This is a genomic window from Leptolyngbya sp. O-77 (genome assembly GCF_001548395.1).
Classification (GTDB): domain Bacteria; phylum Cyanobacteriota; class Cyanobacteriia; order Elainellales; family Elainellaceae; genus Thermoleptolyngbya.
The window spans coordinates 1,363,964-1,380,891 of sequence record NZ_AP017367.1; the positions used below are offsets into that span (position 1 = coordinate 1,363,964).

The following is a 16,928-nucleotide window of genomic DNA, read 5'->3' on the forward strand; positions in this document are numbered from 1 at the left end:
GTTTGAACTAATTTTGACCGCTTACACAAAATAATTTACAGTCTCGAATACTCACCCCATTCACATTCTTGGTGATGAGACGATCGAGCTTTAAGTGCATCTTGAGAAACTTCCATAACACCTCAATTTGCCAACGATGCCGATAGGTATCACTGATTTCTTCGTCGCTCATCTCATTGACATTAGTTGCCAGACGAAACTCGCTCCGACTCTCCAAATCACAGAACCAAACCACGCGGTAACGGTCGTGGTCAAGTTCAGTCTTCATATTGTTCTTGATTCGCACCATAAACTTTGTTTGAGTGAGACTCATTTGGTCGAGAAATTCCCAGCTTGCGAAGCCTCTATCCATGATGCCGATGCCGTTTTCGGGAATCATCGTGCTAATCGAATCGGCAAACTTTGCATCATGTCCTTGCCCAAAATGAATCAAGCATTCACTCGAATATCCTTGCTCTAAGTTGATTCCATTCAGTAATTTAACTTGGTGATATCCTTGCAGCCAAAATAGCTTGCTGGTAAGTGTAACGATGGTTGAATCAATCGGAAAAAGTATCTGAGCCGCGGTCGGCTGTTTGCGCTTTACTTGCTCAATTAACTGTGCATAGATTCGACAAAAGTGCCCATCCGTTCGAGTTTTGCAAGCTTTAGAAAAGGTGGATATATCGACCTCAACACCTGTACGATTTAGGCGGTAAAATAAGTCTCTCATGCTGGTTAAGCCCTTGTCCAACACAAAGGTCAACCAGATTTCAAAGAACAAGCGCGAGTTCAAAACGGGATAGTCATGCGGACAAAGCTGCATCAAGATCGATTTGACAAGCTTCGGAAATGAGGCTATCATCAGGCATCATTTTTTGTTTACTAGGGGACAGAATACTGCATTCTGTCCCTTTTTTTCGTCGCTTAATCTATCTTTCAACACTTCTGGCACCGTAGTTATGCAGCTTTACTTTAAGCCACACCTTGAGGCAATCCAAATCCTCTAGGAAATCAAACATTTCGTTTGGGCTAAATGCCGCAAATTCATTAATAAGATGGGTTCCGCGTTGCATTTTCTCTTCTAGTGTCATATTTTCGTTAGTCATCCTGTGTTGATTGGTTGACAGAACCTGTGTTGATTGGTTGACAGAAGAAGCAGGCATTTTCTTCACTACTTCTGGAAGGAGCTTATGCCCGACGAGTCTCCGGACGGCTCGTAGGTAGTCTTCGAGGAAGGTGATAAAACCGTCCTTCCCGGCGAACTCAACGCGATACTCTTTCGATCTGAACATCACAACGCCGTCGGACGGGAAGGACACATTGGGATTGGACTTTTCCTGGCAGTCGTCAGCGATGAAATCGGGCAGGTGTGCCATCGCATTCCGGATTGTTTGAATGACGTTCTCCAAGGTCAGCTCCGAGGGCTGCTCCTTATCATGTATGTAGTACTTGATCCCGTATTTCGAGGGTTCAATCTTTGAGAGTTCAATCTTTTCCTATTCGTCCTTCTTGATGTTCACTGCAAAGAAAACAGTTATCATCAGAATTGACAGCGTGGTCTTGAGTTGTATGAACGGAAGAAAACCGGGCAGTCCGTCGGGATTCGACTGATACCGCTGCTGGAAGAATTGCTCTACTAGCCTGCGAGAGTTGTCCTGACCATTTTCGTAAGACTCGTCCACGAACTGGAGAAAATGAACTATTGTCAAATCTGGTGTACGAGGAAGAATTAAGCAGCGTCCTGGTTCAGTTGTGAATCGTCTTGTTGATCCACTCGAATCCCATCTTTGAATTTCACCCCTTCAATCACCTCCCCTAATCGTTTGAATCCTCGAATACGTAACCATCGCTTCTGAGCACTCTGCACCAGCTTGAACACCAACGATAGGATGCTGTCCTGGGAAACACAGCCTCGTGTCTTATCGGTCCTTAAACGGACAGTGGCAAAGGTTGATTCAATTGGATTGGTGGTACGAAGATGCACCCAATGCTCAGCCGGAAAATCATAGAACGCCAACAGTGCCTCCCGGTCTTTGACTAAACACTCGACGGCTTTGGGATACTTGGCTTGGTAGATTTTGACAAAACGGTCGAACGCCTTGTTTGCCTCGTCCTTCGTCGCTGCCAGATAGATTTCGTGTAGGGCAGATTTCGCCTGCGGTTGCTGAGTTTTGGGGAGTTTGTTAAGCACATTGGCAGTTTTATGCACCCAACAGCGTTGGGTTTTAGTCGTGGGAAACACCAGTGCCAGTGCCTTCCAAAACCCTAACGCGCCATCCCCAACTGCCAGTTCCGGTGCCACTTTGAGTCCCTGGTCTTGCAAGCGGAGCAATAACGGCTTCCAACTTAACTCGGATTCGCGAAAGCCTGCTTCCAGTCCCAGTAATTCCTTGACTCCAGTGTCCGTCACCCCGATGATCACCAGAATGCACTGGCGGTCATTTTCGTTGCGGATGTTGAAGTAGATGCCGTCCGCCCACAGATACACGTACCTCTTACCCGCTAAAGATCGCTTTTGCCATTGTTGATGTTCTTCAATCCATTTCGCTTTGAGGCGACTAATCGTACTGGCTGATAGCCCTTCCGCTTGGGCACCGAGCAATGATGCCAGTGCCTCTGAAAAATCCCCGGTGGATACGCCTTTAAGATACAGCCAGGGTAACACCTCTTCCACGCTTTGAGCGCGTTTCAGATACGGTGGCAACAATGAGGAATTGAATTTGATGCCGCTATGGGTGCGATCTCGCACTTTCGGCACTTGAATTTCAACTTCCCCCACCCCGGTGACAATCGTGCGTTCCGGCAGATAGCCGTTGCGAACCACAGCCTTGCGTCCCTGCTCGTCCTTGAGGTCTTTGTATTGAGCTAAAAACTCTTGCAACTCTGCCTCCACTGCTTCGGCAATGATCTGGCGAGCACCGTTACGAACCAGTTCCGTTAGCGCATCTCGAAACGATGCCGATGATTCTCCAGCTTGAAATGCAATAAGATTATCCTTACTCATGGTGTATCCTCGTCTGGTCTTTTTTCCTTATCCAGCAGGATACGCCCTTTCTTTCCCCTTACCGTACACCACAAATAAACATAGCTCGGAGAAAATCGAAGACGTTTAGGGTCTTGACAATAATGTCTGCTAGTTCTTCATGCTTCATCTGTGTCGGCTCCCATCAAACAGTCTTTCAGGTTACAGATTTGCGTGCTTTGCTGCCCCACGTTTAGCTTGAGGGGCTGAGCTTCGGTTTCATAAGTAACAGTACCCACCAAGCGGGAAAAAATAGCGTCTCAACCGAGGTTTTAAGGAGCCTAACGGTGCCCATCACCCGCTGCAGACAACCTAGAATACCCATTGGATAACCTCTCGACGGTCGGCTTCATCGTGGTTGAGGGGTTGGGGTTGTGGGTGTGGTCGTCATGGTCAACCTTGCCTCCGGGTGTAGTTTAGCCGCCCCACCCCATCCGCGCCTCTTGTACGTCAGCCATCAGTCTTGTCCTTCACGCTCTTGTCCTACATTTTGCGGTTGGCTATGAAACATCTGGAGCAGCCAGCGGTTAATCTCGCCGTCTTCTTCCGTCTGGCTGCGCTGGAGGGCTTCTTCCACAAGGGCGATCGCCAGTCCTGGCAGCACCTCCGACTCGCGGATTTGCCGACTGCCCCCATCCGCCACTGCAAAGGCGATCACCTCACCCTGCTCCACATCCACCACCCAGTATTCCTGCACCCCCAGCCGCTCGTAGAGCAGGCGCTTGCGTCCGAGGTCATCGCTGAGGGTTGTAGAGGCCACTTCGATCACCAATTGCGGCGCACCAAACTCGTTGACATCAATGGGCTGAGAAGATTTGGGTGGAATGCGGAACGCGGCACCAATGTAATACGCCAGGTCAGGCTGACACTCGCGCACGCCTGGTTTGCGAAAACTGCCATTGGTCAAACCGACAATCCGAATATTTTTGACCGTGCCGTAGAGACTGACCGTTTGGGCCAGCAGGCTATTATCTCGTCCGTGTCCAGCCCCAATCGGCATCGTCTCAATCCTCATCGAGTCAGCGTCGTAATAGAACCGGGCTTGTTCTAGTTCAGGGCGATCGCCCAGCGCCAGAAACGCCTCCCAACTCGCTTTGACCCACGCATCGGTGACCAAGTTTTGCGGTGCGGGTAAGGTATTCACCATTGGCTAAGGCTCCTTTGCAGGGCGACTCTGACCCGTGCCAGTCTACCCCTCGACTGCGATGATCTCAGTGTACTCAAACTCGTTGGGGCTGCGGCGCACGAGGGAGTAGGACGTGCCGTTGAGGGCGATCGCATCTGGCTCCACATCCGCCTTGGGCGAGTGATAGACCAGCACATACTGTCGCCCCAAGTAGGGATCGAGTTCTTCTGCCACCTCGCCGCGCCACTGGGTCTTGCTCACCAGCACCACCAGTTGATTGGCCAGTGTGGGGAGCGATCGCCCCACCTGCCGCCGATAGGTTTCGTCTAGGCTGCCAAAGGGCGAATCCATCACCATCGGGTAGTTGCCTGCATCCGGCGGCATCAGGTATCGGTTTTGCTGATCGCGGCGGCTCCAGTCGCGCACCCGGTCGATAATGGCGCCGATAAACGACAGACTCAAGACCTGGTTTTCTCCGGTCGAGGCCGGCACCAGCCGCTCTTGCCCGGTGGTGCTTTCGACTAAGTGCAGCTCATACTTCTCCGTCAGGCGCGGCACATAGGGCGCAACCACAATCCGCTGAAAAATCTCCCGCACCCGTCGTTCTAGGTCGCTGCGAAACACCCGATCCACATTCGTCTGCACTTGCTTGAGACGGGCGATCGCCTCTTCGGTGGCGGCAATCCGGCGCTGCGCTTGGGCCTGTCGCGTTTCCGTCGCCTGGTGTTTTTCGATCTGTCGCCGCAGATCCTCAATCTGCTGGCTCAGGTCTTTCACGCGCTGGTCGTTTTCGCCCTGCTCTCGGTTCAATGCTTGAATTTTCGCGTCAATGTCTTCATGGCGCTTTTCCAGGTTGCGGATATCTTCGATGGGGCTGTTGCGGAGCTGCTCGTGGATGGTGTCTAGCTCCGTCTCGATGCGGGATAGGGTCTGGCGCAGGTCGCCAATCTTGCGCTGCTCTTCGTCTACCGTTTGCCAAAAGACCGGAATCTGGCGGGCGATCGCCTCCATTTGCGCCCCCATGCGGATCACCGTCTCCTCCACATCCGCCAGCCCCGCCCGCTCTAGATATGCTTTCACCTGATGGTAATGGTTGCTGCCAGCCTCTAGCACGGTTCCACAGATGCAGCGCTGGCGATCGAGCAGATCTTGCACAAACTGCTGCTTGATATCGGCAGGCAATTCGCCGCGCTGGCGCAGTCCTTGCTCTAGCGCCCGAAACTGGGCGATCGCCCCCGGCAGCAGCACCGTATAGCCCTGCGTCGAAAGGGTCGATTTCAGCCGCACTCGACATTGCTCCAGGGCATCTCGCACCGACTGCTTCTGGCTTTCCAGGTCATCGCGCCGCTTTTGCTCTGCCCGCACCGCCTCCGACTCGCGTAGTGCGTTTGCCACTGCCTGCCGCAGACGTTTGAACTGCTCAATTTCTGACTCAATCTCGCCCTGCCGCGCTGCGATTTGCTCCCGCTCTTCCTCCCGCGTTTGCTTTTGCTGCACCAGCGTTTGGGTCTCCGGGTCGCCAAACCGTTCCAGTTCTTTTTCTAGGGTTTTGCGGGCCTCTCCCAAATGGCGAATGGCGCGGGTCAACACCTCCACCCCCAACAGGGCCTTGGTGGCCTCGGCAATCTCCGTTTTCTTATTCGAGCGCACGATTTGCTCAATCCGCTCTCCATCAAAGAAGAAGTATTGATGCAAACTCACGGGCAGAATGCGCCCAATGACGTCATCTAGGTGCTGCTCAGAATTTCGCCAGCGCCCATCTTCCCCAGCATATTTCAGCGATAAGTCGCTCCTAGTCGGCACAATCTCCCCAGTGTCAGTCCGATAGGCACGGCAGGAACGACGGATGCGATATTGGGTAGCGCCATGCTCACAGGCCAATTCCACCCAGCATTCGACGGGTTCATTAACTGCTGCCTCTGCCAGCGCCCGCTTATTCACCAACTGATCCGGCGAGGCAAAGGCCGCCGTCGTCTTTTTATACAGCGCCCAAGTAAAGGCATTGAGCAGGGAGGTTTTTCCTGCCCCATTGTTGCCATGAATCACCGTTACCTTGCGATCGCCACTGGCAGCCAGTCGTAGCTCTGGTGTAGTGCCATAAAACTGGCGGAAATTGTGCAACTGAATCGACAGCAGCCTCATTGCACCTCCTCTTTGACAATCTGCAAAATGTCATCGTTAATACCCATTGGTTTTTCGAGATGCAGCTTGTCGTTCTCTGCTCTCAGCACTCGCGTGATCAAGCGCTTGACCTCCGGCGGAGCAGACTCAATCGGCTCCATCACAGAGTGAGCAGAAGAGGGGGGTGAGGACTGATCTGGCTGTTCTGAGGTCATGGTTCGTCGGAGGTTCGAGTGAGTTGCGGTGATTGGGCTATCTTGTCTATTGTTTGTCCATCGAATTTGTCTATCGAAAGTAGCCGTATAGTCAGCTTATCCGTTGGACTCTAGATCCAGGAACCCTTGGGAAGCAATGACGACTAGAATTGACTAAGATTTTAGACACTGGTGTTCATCATTATTCCCTTATGTCACTCCAGGACGCTAAAGAACAAGCCTTCAAATTGTCGCTAAGCGATCGGTTGACGCTGGTCAATCTCATTATTCAGTCGCTTCAGCAGGAGCTTAACAAGCAGGTCAGCCAAACAGAGACAGCCGCGCAACCATCTTCTACTTATATTCCTACTGATATTCCTAGTAGTTCTATGCGGGGGCGTTTACGGGCAGAACGAACGGCTTTAATTGACCAAATGCGTGGATTATTGAAAACAGACAAGCCTGCTCCTACAGATGCTGAAGTCAAAGCCCTGTTGAAAGAGCGACTGGTCGAAAAGTATTCTCAATAATTTCTTAATGGGAGTTTTAGTTGATACAAATCTTATTTTGGATTTTTTACTGGAAAGAGAGCCATTTTTTCAGGATGCGGAGGCTTTATTTCAGGAAATAGCTTCTGGTCAGATTGTCGGTTATGTGACGGCAACAACGCTAACAGATGTTTTCTATATTGCGAGACGACACACTCAAAGCATCGAACGAGCTAGACAAGTCATCGCAATCACCTTGTCGACAATGGAAATTTGCCCCGTTGACCGATCTGTGCTGGAATTAGCTCTGGCATTCACTACGCCAGATTTTGAGGATGCTGTACAAATTGCAGGTGCATCGGTTCAAGGCTTAGATGCAATTGTTACCCGTGATGCTGAGTTATCTACCACCTTAGTACCAGTGCTGTCTATCAGGCAGGTCTTGCAAGCGCTAGAAAAGTCTGAGTAGTTGTTGTGTCGTGCTAGCAGCCCAACCCTGCATTGGTGGGATCAGAACATTGGCAGGGATAGCATAGAGGTTACTAGCGGGCGTTCAAGGTTATCTATCATCCGTTATCTATCATCTAGCCACTGCATCGATAAACTGCATCGATAAGTAGATACACATTGTGATTTGTAGAATGTGCTAGCGTCAGCGTAACGCATCAAAGGCTTACGGAGTGGTGGATTGCGGCTACGTCTAACAGCGTTCTACAGGGCTGAGGCTTACAAGTCCAGCAGTCCATAGCGCTGCTGCAAGTCGAGCAACTGGCTCCGTGCTTCGCCTGCGTTATCCGCCAGGTCGGCAAATTCCACAAAGCGGGTCAGTTCTTTTCTGAATAAATTTCGCTCTACTTCTAAGGTTTCCCGCCCCAAATCGGGCGGCAACACAATCATGTCGAAAACGGTAGCGCGGCGTTTGCCCGGATGGGGTCGCAGCACTCGCCCCCGCCGCTGGATAAACTGCCGGGGGTTGCCGCTGCTGGCTAAGATCACTGCCGTTTCGATCGCCGGAATGTCTACCCCTTCATCTAGGCAGCGAATTGCCACCAGCCCTTGCAGTTCTCCGGTTTCAAACTGATGCCGCAGGTCTTCGCGTTCATCCAGCGTGGTTTCAGCGGTGTAGGTGTTGACCCGATAGCCCAGGTCGCGCCCCAGCAGGCGGGTCACGGCTTCTAGCTGTCGCTGGCTTTCGGCGCTGGTGTCGTCTTCGACCGACCCGTCGCCGCAGTAAATCAGGGTGTGGCTGGTGTCTAGGCGCGATCGCATGACCTCCCGCAGCGCCTCTAACTTATTCGCTGCCGCCCCCACCAGTCGTGCCCGCTGGTTGAGCAGTGCCGCCAGTCCCTCGTTTTCGTCCGGGTCTTCCCCCATGGCCATCGCTCGCCCAATCCGCGTGGTCAATTCCGAATAGCGCTCCGTTTCTGATTCCGTCAGCTCAACCAAAATCGGGTAATACAAGTAGTGAACCAGCGCCCCCTGGGCGATCGCATCTTTTAGGGTAAATTCTGGCTCCAGCACCGGGCCAAAATAGCCCAGCAGCGCTTCCGTTCCCTGCTCGTCGAAGTAGCGTTCTGGAGTAGCCGACAGTGCCAACCGCAGCCCGATATTCCTCGGCAGGCTGGCTTCTAATCGTTTTGCTCCGAGGTTGTGAGCTTCATCGCCTACGATGAGTGTTTTCTTGGGAAAGTAGGGCAGTTGTGACTGAAAACCATCGCTGATCAGTGTAGCGTTGGTCGTGATCACGGCCAGAAAGGGTTGATGACCAGCCTTAACGTTATAAAGCTGATTAGATAAGCAACCCTGCCACTGATGCCGGCTCTCGAACGCCAGGAGGGGGTCGGTGATGCCAAACTTGCGGCATTCCCGCGCCCACTGCTGCACCAGATGCCGATAGGGGCAAATGATAATCAGCGCTTGCAGTTGAATCTTTTGATAGAGTTCCGCTGCGATCGCCAGCGCTGTAATGGTTTTGCCGCTGCCCGTCGCCATCTTCAAGGTGCCCCGACCGTTGTTGGCAAACCAGTTGGCGATCGCCTGCTGCTGGTAGGGGCGCAGCGTCAGCCAGAAGGGCAGGGTGGGGATGCCCGCTGGCTGCTGGGGCAGATGGATGCTCTCAAACCCATAGCTGCCGCTCGACGATGCCACCTTTGGTTCTCGCGTTGGCGCTTCGGATGGGCAGCGTTGGAGGAGCGATCGCTGCGCCGCTTCTGGAAAAGCGAGCACCTCTAGGTTGGGCGTTTCGTTGTCCCATAGCCGCTGAAAATCCTCCGTTTTTTCTGCAATGCGCTCCGCATCGCCAACCTGCCACGAACGGAAGACATCGATGCATTCAAAATTGTCGCTAAGGGCATTAGCGCTTTCATTGGCAGATCCTGTGAAGACGATCTGGTGGCCCGACGCATCACTAAAAATGCCCAGCTTCTCGTGATAAACTCCTCGTCGCCGGATGTTGCAAGGAACTGCCAATTTGATTTCTAAAACTTCATTCCTCAGCAGCCAGGCCAAGCAAGCGAGACGATCCTGAACGACCTCTTCAAACTCTTGATCCAGCTCTCGCAACAGCGCCTCTGTAACCGCGTCCTGCCGCTGTTTTAGCCCCTGTTCGATCGCCCGAATGTCTTCATCTGATAAATATGGGGACGCAATCAGGCGCATTTTCCCGCCCGTTTTCACAAGCGCGGCTAGCCCCTGAGCCGCCAGCACCAGAGACGTGCTGGAGAAGAAACCGACGGCACGATCATAGGCGATCGCTCGCTCCAAACAGGGGATGTAGAAATCCGCCAGCAAGTTATGGCGATCGCTACGATACTGATTTCGCAACGAGAGGTCTTTGAGGCCCATACCAATTGTGGATACAGCGTTTTTGCAGCCAGTGAGGTATGTTGATCAGCAAATAGACCAACCATGAGAAACGCACTCGTGACCAACTTTCCCCACTGTTCAAGCTGCTCGTAACCCGTTTGCGATTTTGGGTTGCCAGTCAAGCATCTAGGAGGCTTTCAGCAATCTTAATTCATTGCTCTATTTACTCTATCTATCTTTATCTACTTGGGAGAATTGACATAACGGGCTGCCGGTTCTGTTTGGCTGATGCCCGATTGAGCATAGACCCGATCGGCGACCTGCGCGAGTCGGCGCATCGCCTCAGCCAGCTCCGACTCGGAGGCAGTCAGGCTGATCCGGAAACATTCCTGCGTGTGCGTCCAGTCCTCTTGCAGACCGGGGAAAAACGGGCTACCGGGTACGACGATCACTCCCGCCTGCTTCAGATGCTGATAAAACTCCCAATCGCTCATTGGCAAATCCTTGAGCCAGAGCCAAGCAAAGATCGCCCCTTCGCCCCGATGCAAGAACCAGGGCAAATTAGCGGGCATGGCCTCGTCTAGCGCAGCCTCTAGGGCGGCAAATTTCTGCTGATAGTGGGGACGGATGACCTGTTCAGAAATCGCTGCCAGCCGACCAGAGCGGATAGCGCGGGCGGCGATCGCCTGTCCATAGCGTGGCGAATGCAGGCAAAGATTCGTGAGAAATGCCTCCAGGTGTTGAATCACCCGCTCGTCGCCAATGGCTATGCCCACGCGCTCACCGGGCAGCCCTGCTTTCGACAGGCTCGTGCAGTGGACAATATTGGGGCCAAAAATCGGGGTCATCTCGGTGAAATTCAAACACGGGAACGGCGGCGCATAGGCCGAATCGACAAACACAGGCACATCGTAGGGTTCCGCCATTGCCGCGATTTTCCGCACCTCGTCATCCGTCAGCACGTTGCCCGTGGGGTTGCAGGGCCGCGAAAACAGCACAAACCCTGAGGTTTCGTTGATTTCAAGCTGGTCAAAGTTGGGGCGATACTTGAAGCGATGGGCAGTGGCATCAATCTCTAAACGGGGGCGATAGGCCCGCAGCGCTTCGGGAATCAGCGTCACACCGCCATAGCCCGTATAGTCGGGGCTAAGGGGCAGCACGATCTGCTTCAGCCGTCCGTCGGTGGTATAGCCGCCTAGCGCGTTTGCTGCCAAAAAGTAGAGCGACTGGCTACCGGGGGTGATGAGGATGTTGCGATCGCCCAAATTCAGCCCATATCGCTGGTTGTATTCCGCTGCCACTGCATCGATCAGCGGCTGATAACCCTGGCTGGAGCCATAGCGACATACCACCTCACCATATTCTGGGCTGTCCAACAGTTCCATCGTACAGTCGCGCCAAAGCTGTTCCACCTCTGGCAAAATCACCGGATTGCCCGCACTCAGGTTAATAAACTCGCGTCCCTGGGCAGTTCGCAGCGTTTCGATGATGTCTTTCATAATCGCCCGCACCCCGGTCAGGTGGGACATCTGTTCGCCAAACTGAGTGAGAGCAGGAAGCATAGGCGGGTATGGGATGAGGAAGATGGCTCCGAAACGCTGAGTTGGAAAGGGATCGACGGGATGTAGAGAGAGGCAAGGTGCAACGGATTCCTCGCGCCTGATTCTCGACTCCAGATTTATGTCCAGATTTATGTAATGTGCGCGACAAAAGGGCTTCTGTCAATCCGACAGTTGGGGCGATTTTTGGATGGAATTGTGCCAGGCGGCGGGCAAACTTGAGAGGGAAGAGGGCGATCGCCCCTGTTTCTAACCCAAACCGCCCAGCCCAGCCTGTTCCACCAAAGCGTAGGCCAGCAGGGCGCTGCCGATGGGCACGGTGAGATTATCGATGCCCCATTTTGAGAAAGTTTCAAGAACCGTAGCGGCGATCGCCACCAGGGCCGCCACGCCCCACAGCGCCGAGGTTCCCTGAGAAATTCCCAGCACCAGCCCGCCAATCACAAAGCTCACCAGCGCCATCGTCAGCGTGCCTTCCCAGCTTTTCTCGATGTCGCCAATTTTGTAGCGATGCTGCCCAAAGGACTGGCCCACCAGCGCCGCCAGCCCGTCGCCCCACGCCATGATCAAAATGCCGAGCGCAGCATAGTGCGGACGCGCCTGCCAGAACAGGGCAATCAGCACGCCGATGCTGACGGCATAGAAAAAAGTGCCTAGGCTCTTGCGCCCGACGCTGTTGATCCCAGGCAGAATCGGGAACCGATAGGACACCAGCGCCACCAGGCTAAACAACACCGAAAAGCTCAGCCCCACCCAAGGCGGAATCTTGAGCCACCAGGCAATCAGAATCACGTTACCGGTGCCGATGTGGACGATTTTGCGGACGGTTTCCGGCTCGACTAGCTGAAACCGATTTAGCCCTTCTGCCAGCAGCGTAATGCCCGCCACCCACAGCGCCGCCGCCGCCAGTTGCAGCCACAGCGGCGGAGCAGATGCATACCAGGGGAGGGCACTCAGCAAGGGTTATCCTTTGGTGGAATATCTGGTGGAGTATCCATCCGGCGAGCCACGCGGCAACTAGGCCATGACCTGATGGGCGATCGCCTCCACCACGTTCGTCAGCGGGTTGTTGGGATACTTCATTGTAAAAATACCCGTGCTGGCCAGCACCATCATGTCGTCCGAGTGGGGCAAAATGCCTGCCACAGGCGCATCGTAGGTTTCTTCAATGCGCTGTTTAAGCTGGTTGAAATCCAGCACTTGTGGAGCCTTGTTGACCACGATCAGCAGCTTGGGGACTTCTAGCTTGCGGGCAACGTCTACCGTCACGGCAGTTCCCTGATAGTCTTGCTGGTCGGGACGCAGGATCAGCACCAGCACATCGGAAATCGTAATCGACAGCAGCGTTTCCTCGTTTAAGCCGGGGTGCGTGTCAATAAACAGATAGTCGAGCTTTAGCGTTTCGATCAGCTCACGAAAGCCCTCATTCAGCAGCCCCACGTCGTAGCCCTCGCGCAGCACGCGGGCGATTTCTCCTGCTTTGACGCTGGAGGGAACGAGGTAGACCTTACTGCGATCGCCCCCTTTGCCCTCCAGCACCGAAGTTACGTCATGGGCAACATCCGAAATCGAGCGCCGCCCCCACAGATAGTCGTTGAGCGATCCTTCTATGTCGTCTTCGCCAAAGCCAAACAGGACGTGGATTCCGGGAGACTGAATATCGGTATCTACAATGCCCACGCGATAGCCCTGCCGCGCAATCATGGTGGCCAGATTAGCGGTCGTGTTGGACTTTCCGGTGCCGCCTCGATAGGAGTGAACGGAAACCACTTTGGACATGAAAAACCTCGAAAGAAATCGTCTGCGGAGCGGATAGAGGACGGGTTAATGCTGCTAGTATCCGTCTGATTCGGCAAGGTGGAGGGTTTGACCTTGATAATTTTCTAGCCAGTAGCCCTGCTCGTCGGCGTGAACCTGAGTCTCCCAAAGGGGAATCTTACCCAGCTTCGTGGTGACGATATATTGCGGTACGGCAAACCCAGTGGTATGACCCAATAATCCTCGCATGATTTCCCGTCCTTTTTCCACACTGGTGGCAAAGTGCGATACGCCCGTCACGTTGTCGCAGTGATAGAGATAGTAAGGCCGGACGCGGATTTTGAGCAGTTCGTGCAGGAGCGATCGCATGGTTTCCAGGTCATCGTTGATGCCCTTCAGCAGCACGCTCTGATTTTGCACCGGAATGCCGTGCCGCAAGAGGCGATCGCACGCGGCTGCCGCTTCTGGCGTGATCTCCTTGGGATGGTTGAAATGCGTATTCAGCCAGATCGGGTGATATTTCTCTAGCATGGCGCAAAACTCTGGCGTAATCCGCATCGGCAGCAGCACCGGATAGCGACTGCCAATCCGAATAATCTCTACGTGGGGAATCTTGCGTAATCGGGAAATAATCAGCTCTAGCTTTTCGTCAGAATAAGTGAGCGGGTCGCCGCCCGTCAGCAGCACATCGCGAATTTCGGGGTGGCTGGCGATGTATTCAAAATCCTGCTCCCAGGAGGCGGCTTCGCTGGTTTCAAAGTAGGTGCCTTCCAGGTCGGTGGTGTGAAACTTGCGGGTGCAGTGGCGGCAATACACGGCGCAAACCTCCGTCACCAGCAGTACGATGCGGTCGGGATATTTGTGAACGACGCGGTTGGTTTTGCGGTATTGAGTATCGCCCACGGGGTCTGGGTCTGCGCCAGGAAAAGACTGAAACTCTTGTAGCGCAGGCACCGACTGGAGGCGGATTGGGCAGTTTGGGTCGTTGCGATCCATCAGTGAAGCATAGTAAGGCGTGATGCTCCAGCGATATTTCCCCGCCGATGCCTGGATTGCCGCTGCCTCTTCGGGTGTGACGTTGATCCACTGCTGCAACCCTTCGAGGGTGCTGATGCGGTGCTGGAGCTGCGATCGCCAGTCTGACCAAACCAAATCCTGTGTTTTCGGCATGGATGAATTCCCCCGATTTCAGCCAAAATTTACGACAAGGAGCTTTAATCACGCAGACTTGCGCGGTTAATCCCTGAAAATCGAAATTTCTACACTTTGCTGCCCTGTCGCTTAGCCTGTTGCTTTTAGAGAGACAGTCGAGCTGTGAGCGTGTGTTGGAGAGCCAGCGCATCAGCCTGATTGGCCGCCAGAATGGCGTAGCCGATTTGATGCCGGGCTAGCCCGGCGCTGTTTGTGATCACCACGCCCCAGCCCGACAGGTTTGGAAACAGCAGATCGGCGATCGCCCGCTCCAGCTCGGCCCAATTTCCCACCGCAGGACAGGGCGCACTGGTGCAACTGAGCAGCGTCGCCGTTTGCGCCCGCCGCTCTCCCAGCAAAAACTGGGCCAATTCATACACATGCGTTCCCCCGGTGCGCCGAGCGTTGACCTCCAACAGGTATAGGGTTCCCGCATCATCCACAATTCCATCGAGATCGAAGTGCCCAATGTAGCCCATCGCTCGAAGTTTTTGAGCAACTTCTAGGGCGGCCGCGCTCAGGTCGGCATACCAGGGCGCGTTTCTCCAGGCCGGGCTGACCATTTCTCCGGCATAGGCCCCCGACGGCAACACCTGCTGAGCGCAAATGGCAATTAGGTAGGGCGGTTCCGACGGGTTAGCAGGCACAACCACCTCCGCCGAAGGCGAAAGCCCCTGAGCGCTGGGAATGAGCGCTTCTACAATCAGCAGATCCCCAGCGTAGTAAGGGTTCTGCTGGAGGGTGGCGCAAATTTCCGCTAGTTCGAGAGCAGCTTCCGGGCGAAACACCGTATGCCCAATGCCCAAAAAGCCCGTATTGGCCTTGACGATGCAGCCCTGACCGCGCTGAAGAAAGGTGTGGGCGATCGCCCCCGCTTCTTCGACACTCCGCGCCGCATAGCCCTCCGGCAGCCGACCCGCCAACCACTGCCCCACCAGCATCCGAAAGCCCAGCTTGGTTTGCACATACTCCCGCAGCCAGAGCCGATCTGGGGCAGGGCTTTCCGGCAGATACACCGTCAGCCCGTGTTCTTGCCGCAGCGCATCGGCTAGCTTGTGAACCGCAGGCGTGGTGGCGTAGGGAACGAGCTGCACCGCGCCCGCATCGCCCGCATAGTTTACTATCTTCTGGAGCAGGGCAGGTTCTCGCAAAATGTCAGCACAAATGGAGTCTGAAGGACGCTCCGGGCAGGCGTGCTGAAGCTGTGAGTAGCCCAGCCGATCGCGCAGATAGTCTAGATGAGCGATGGGTGCTTCGGTGATCACCAGCTTGCGATCGCCCAGCCATAAGAGCGATCGCTCATTTGCCACCCGAAACCCACGAATCAGCACCTCCCGCTGCGCCAGATCTGGCTCTCGATATAGCAAGTAGCCGTTTGCCTCCAGCGTGTTGCCGAGAATGACCAAGGGAGGGGGAGATGCCAGCATCATCTGGATTAAGCAGGTGAATGGTAATGCAACAACAGAGATGCCCCCATCATTTGGATTCAGCAGGGAGATTCAGCAGGGAGATTCAGCAGGGAGATTCAGTAAAGAGACTGTGACGCAGCCCAGCCACACAACCATTCACATCCGTCACATCCGATTGATTTCACATCGGATTTTATTTTTCCATTGGCCGATTTCGCAGCTTCCGCGCCTTAACGACCAAATCCTGAAAGAAATCGGTTTCCACAATTTCTTTCACCTGCTTTCGGCGTTTTACCTGATCAATTTCGATTTTGAGGCTGGCGACCTGCTGTTTGAGGGATTCTTCCCGTTGGCGCACCTTATCCACCATGAGTTGAAACACGCGGGCGAGGGTAGAAATTTCGTCTTGAATGGCGCTTTTGCTGAGCGTGTTGAGATCCTGACTATAGTCGCCTTCGCCAATACGCTCGGCAGCGGCGGCTAGTTCCTTTAGCGGGCGCGACAAAATGCCCGACAGCAGATAGACCAAGCCGAACAGCGTGCCGTAGGTTGCCAAGAACGACAGCAGGAGGCGATCGCGCAACTGCTGCTGTACCTCAAAGACATGGTCGGCTTCGATGTCGGCTCCCAGCACGGCGACGATTTTTCCGCTCTTGTCACGAATCGGGGTGTAGGCAGAAATCCAGCTTCCCCACTGGTCAGTGTAGAGGTCGCGGTTGACCGTTTCACCCTGCTGAAAGGCCCGCAGCGAATAGGGTGAAGGCTTGTCGGGTTCCAAAAACGGCAGCGCCCGTTCTGGCAAAAATCGCCAGAGGGAATCGACCAGATATATCACCTCCAGTTCATCACCTGTCGTGGCCGGTTTTCCGATGCGGCGGTTTTCGCTCGGCTTGCCCAAAATGAAGCTGTAGGCGTAGACGTTGGGGGAAATGCGGTGGGCGGTTGCAAACCATTCCAACTGGTGCAGGTAGCGTGGATCGTCTGAAAAGCCCTCTGCGTTTCGCTGCCCGGTCTGATACAGCGCCAGCAGTTCCTCGGCATTGACACCATAGGCAGTGCCGATGGCGGTGCTTTCCAGGTCTTGTTTGAGGCGGGCGATCGCCTTTTCGGTTGAAAAGTTATAGAACCACCAGTACACCACTGCAAAAACGGCGCTGAATACGAGCGTAAAGCCCGTGAGCAGTTTCCAGCGGAGGCTCCAAAAGCGCTGTTTCTCCGCCAAATTGGCAGCAGATGCAGAGGAGACAATCTGGCTCATGGCAACCTTTTGCAC

16 protein-coding genes are annotated in these 16,928 nt (G+C 54.2%); 2 read left to right on the top strand and 14 right to left on the bottom strand.

The window, feature by feature from the left end; all coding sequences use genetic code 11:
* Positions 1-7: 7 nt before the first annotated feature.
* The 7 genes from O77CONTIG1_RS05855 to O77CONTIG1_RS05885 form a co-directional block, all read right to left on the bottom strand.
* Positions 8-805: a transposase gene (locus O77CONTIG1_RS05855; protein WP_172799639.1), complete on the bottom strand. Its 798-nt coding sequence runs from the start codon at positions 803-805 to the stop codon at positions 8-10.
* A 106-nt stretch (positions 806-911) separates the two neighbouring features.
* Positions 912-1,391: a hypothetical protein gene (locus O77CONTIG1_RS05860; RefSeq protein WP_156434964.1), complete on the bottom strand. Its 480-nt coding sequence runs from the start codon at positions 1,389-1,391 to the stop codon at positions 912-914.
* An 87-nt stretch (positions 1,392-1,478) separates the two neighbouring features.
* The gene (locus tag O77CONTIG1_RS25130) at positions 1,479-1,664 is read right to left on the bottom strand and encodes a hypothetical protein (RefSeq protein WP_172799640.1); all 186 of its coding nucleotides are present in this window, start codon (positions 1,662-1,664) and stop codon (positions 1,479-1,481) included.
* A 47-nt stretch (positions 1,665-1,711) separates the two neighbouring features.
* Positions 1,712-2,986, bottom strand: coding sequence for an IS256 family transposase (locus O77CONTIG1_RS05870; RefSeq protein ID WP_068508846.1), 1,275 nt, complete (start codon positions 2,984-2,986; stop codon positions 1,712-1,714).
* A gap of 475 nt (positions 2,987-3,461) precedes the next feature.
* The gene (locus tag O77CONTIG1_RS05875) at positions 3,462-4,151 is read right to left on the bottom strand and encodes a Uma2 family endonuclease (RefSeq protein ID WP_068508848.1); all 690 of its coding nucleotides are present in this window, start codon (positions 4,149-4,151) and stop codon (positions 3,462-3,464) included.
* 42 nt (positions 4,152-4,193) lie between these two features.
* Positions 4,194-6,272, bottom strand: a complete 2,079-nt coding sequence (locus O77CONTIG1_RS05880; protein ID WP_068508850.1) for an AAA family ATPase — start codon at positions 6,270-6,272, stop codon at positions 4,194-4,196.
* The gene (locus tag O77CONTIG1_RS05885) at positions 6,269-6,466 is read right to left on the bottom strand and encodes a hypothetical protein (protein WP_068508853.1); all 198 of its coding nucleotides are present in this window, start codon (positions 6,464-6,466) and stop codon (positions 6,269-6,271) included. Before O77CONTIG1_RS05885 ends, O77CONTIG1_RS05880 begins: the two co-directional genes overlap by 4 nt.
* A gap of 149 nt (positions 6,467-6,615) precedes the next feature.
* Between O77CONTIG1_RS05885 and O77CONTIG1_RS05890 the strand changes: the two genes are divergently transcribed.
* Positions 6,616-6,975 (top strand): hypothetical protein, encoded by a 360-nt coding sequence (locus O77CONTIG1_RS05890; protein ID WP_286132563.1) that lies wholly within the window; start codon positions 6,616-6,618, stop codon positions 6,973-6,975.
* A gap of 7 nt (positions 6,976-6,982) precedes the next feature.
* Positions 6,983-7,402: a type II toxin-antitoxin system VapC family toxin gene (locus O77CONTIG1_RS05895; RefSeq protein ID WP_068508857.1), complete on the top strand. Its 420-nt coding sequence runs from the start codon at positions 6,983-6,985 to the stop codon at positions 7,400-7,402.
* 257 nt (positions 7,403-7,659) lie between these two features.
* On the opposite strand, the gene O77CONTIG1_RS05900 is transcribed toward O77CONTIG1_RS05895, so the two are convergent.
* From O77CONTIG1_RS05900 to O77CONTIG1_RS05930, 7 genes are all read right to left on the bottom strand, one after another.
* Positions 7,660-9,777 (bottom strand): DNA phosphorothioation system restriction enzyme, encoded by a 2,118-nt coding sequence (locus O77CONTIG1_RS05900; RefSeq protein WP_084782254.1) that lies wholly within the window; start codon positions 9,775-9,777, stop codon positions 7,660-7,662.
* A 203-nt stretch (positions 9,778-9,980) separates the two neighbouring features.
* Positions 9,981-11,300, bottom strand: a complete 1,320-nt coding sequence (locus tag O77CONTIG1_RS05905; protein ID WP_068508859.1) for a valine--pyruvate transaminase — start codon at positions 11,298-11,300, stop codon at positions 9,981-9,983.
* 246 nt (positions 11,301-11,546) lie between these two features.
* Positions 11,547-12,257, bottom strand: a complete 711-nt coding sequence (locus tag O77CONTIG1_RS05910; RefSeq protein WP_068508861.1) for a diacylglycerol/polyprenol kinase family protein — start codon at positions 12,255-12,257, stop codon at positions 11,547-11,549.
* A gap of 57 nt (positions 12,258-12,314) precedes the next feature.
* Entirely contained in the window at positions 12,315-13,076 is a 762-nt protein-coding gene (locus O77CONTIG1_RS05915; RefSeq protein WP_068508863.1) for a MinD/ParA family protein, read from the bottom strand.
* A gap of 54 nt (positions 13,077-13,130) precedes the next feature.
* Complete coding sequence (blsG, locus tag O77CONTIG1_RS05920; RefSeq protein WP_068508865.1) at positions 13,131-14,225, bottom strand: arginine 2,3-aminomutase; 1,095 nt, start codon at positions 14,223-14,225, stop codon at positions 13,131-13,133.
* 125 nt (positions 14,226-14,350) lie between these two features.
* A complete protein-coding gene (locus tag O77CONTIG1_RS05925; protein WP_068508867.1) occupies positions 14,351-15,676 on the bottom strand; it encodes a hypothetical protein in 1,326 nt (441 codons plus the stop codon).
* Positions 15,677-15,848: 172 nt separating this feature from the next.
* Positions 15,849-16,928 (bottom strand): HAMP domain-containing protein, encoded by a 1,080-nt coding sequence (locus O77CONTIG1_RS05930; protein ID WP_068508868.1) that lies wholly within the window; start codon positions 16,926-16,928, stop codon positions 15,849-15,851.

Bases quoted from the DNA above. Each gene is read 5' to 3' on its own strand.
- O77CONTIG1_RS05855 (WP_172799639.1), bottom strand. From the start codon at position 805: ATGCAGCTTTGTCCGCATGACTATCCCGTTTTGAACTCGCGCTTGTTC.
- O77CONTIG1_RS05870 (WP_068508846.1), bottom strand. From the start codon at position 2,986: ATGAGTAAGGATAATCTTATTGCATTTCAAGCTGGAGAATCATCGGCA.
- O77CONTIG1_RS05875 (WP_068508848.1), bottom strand. From the start codon at position 4,151: ATGGTGAATACCTTACCCGCACCGCAAAACTTGGTCACCGATGCGTGG.
- O77CONTIG1_RS05880 (WP_068508850.1), bottom strand. From the start codon at position 6,272: ATGAGGCTGCTGTCGATTCAGTTGCACAATTTCCGCCAGTTTTATGGC.
- O77CONTIG1_RS05885 (WP_068508853.1), bottom strand. From the start codon at position 6,466: ATGACCTCAGAACAGCCAGATCAGTCCTCACCCCCCTCTTCTGCTCAC.
- O77CONTIG1_RS05895 (WP_068508857.1), top strand. From the start codon at position 6,983: ATGGGAGTTTTAGTTGATACAAATCTTATTTTGGATTTTTTACTGGAA.
- O77CONTIG1_RS05900 (WP_084782254.1), bottom strand. From the start codon at position 9,777: ATGGGCCTCAAAGACCTCTCGTTGCGAAATCAGTATCGTAGCGATCGC.
- O77CONTIG1_RS05905 (WP_068508859.1), bottom strand. From the start codon at position 11,300: ATGCTTCCTGCTCTCACTCAGTTTGGCGAACAGATGTCCCACCTGACC.
- O77CONTIG1_RS05915 (WP_068508863.1), bottom strand. From the start codon at position 13,076: ATGTCCAAAGTGGTTTCCGTTCACTCCTATCGAGGCGGCACCGGAAAG.
- blsG (WP_068508865.1), bottom strand. From the start codon at position 14,225: ATGCCGAAAACACAGGATTTGGTTTGGTCAGACTGGCGATCGCAGCTC.
- O77CONTIG1_RS05925 (WP_068508867.1), bottom strand. From the start codon at position 15,676: ATGATGCTGGCATCTCCCCCTCCCTTGGTCATTCTCGGCAACACGCTG.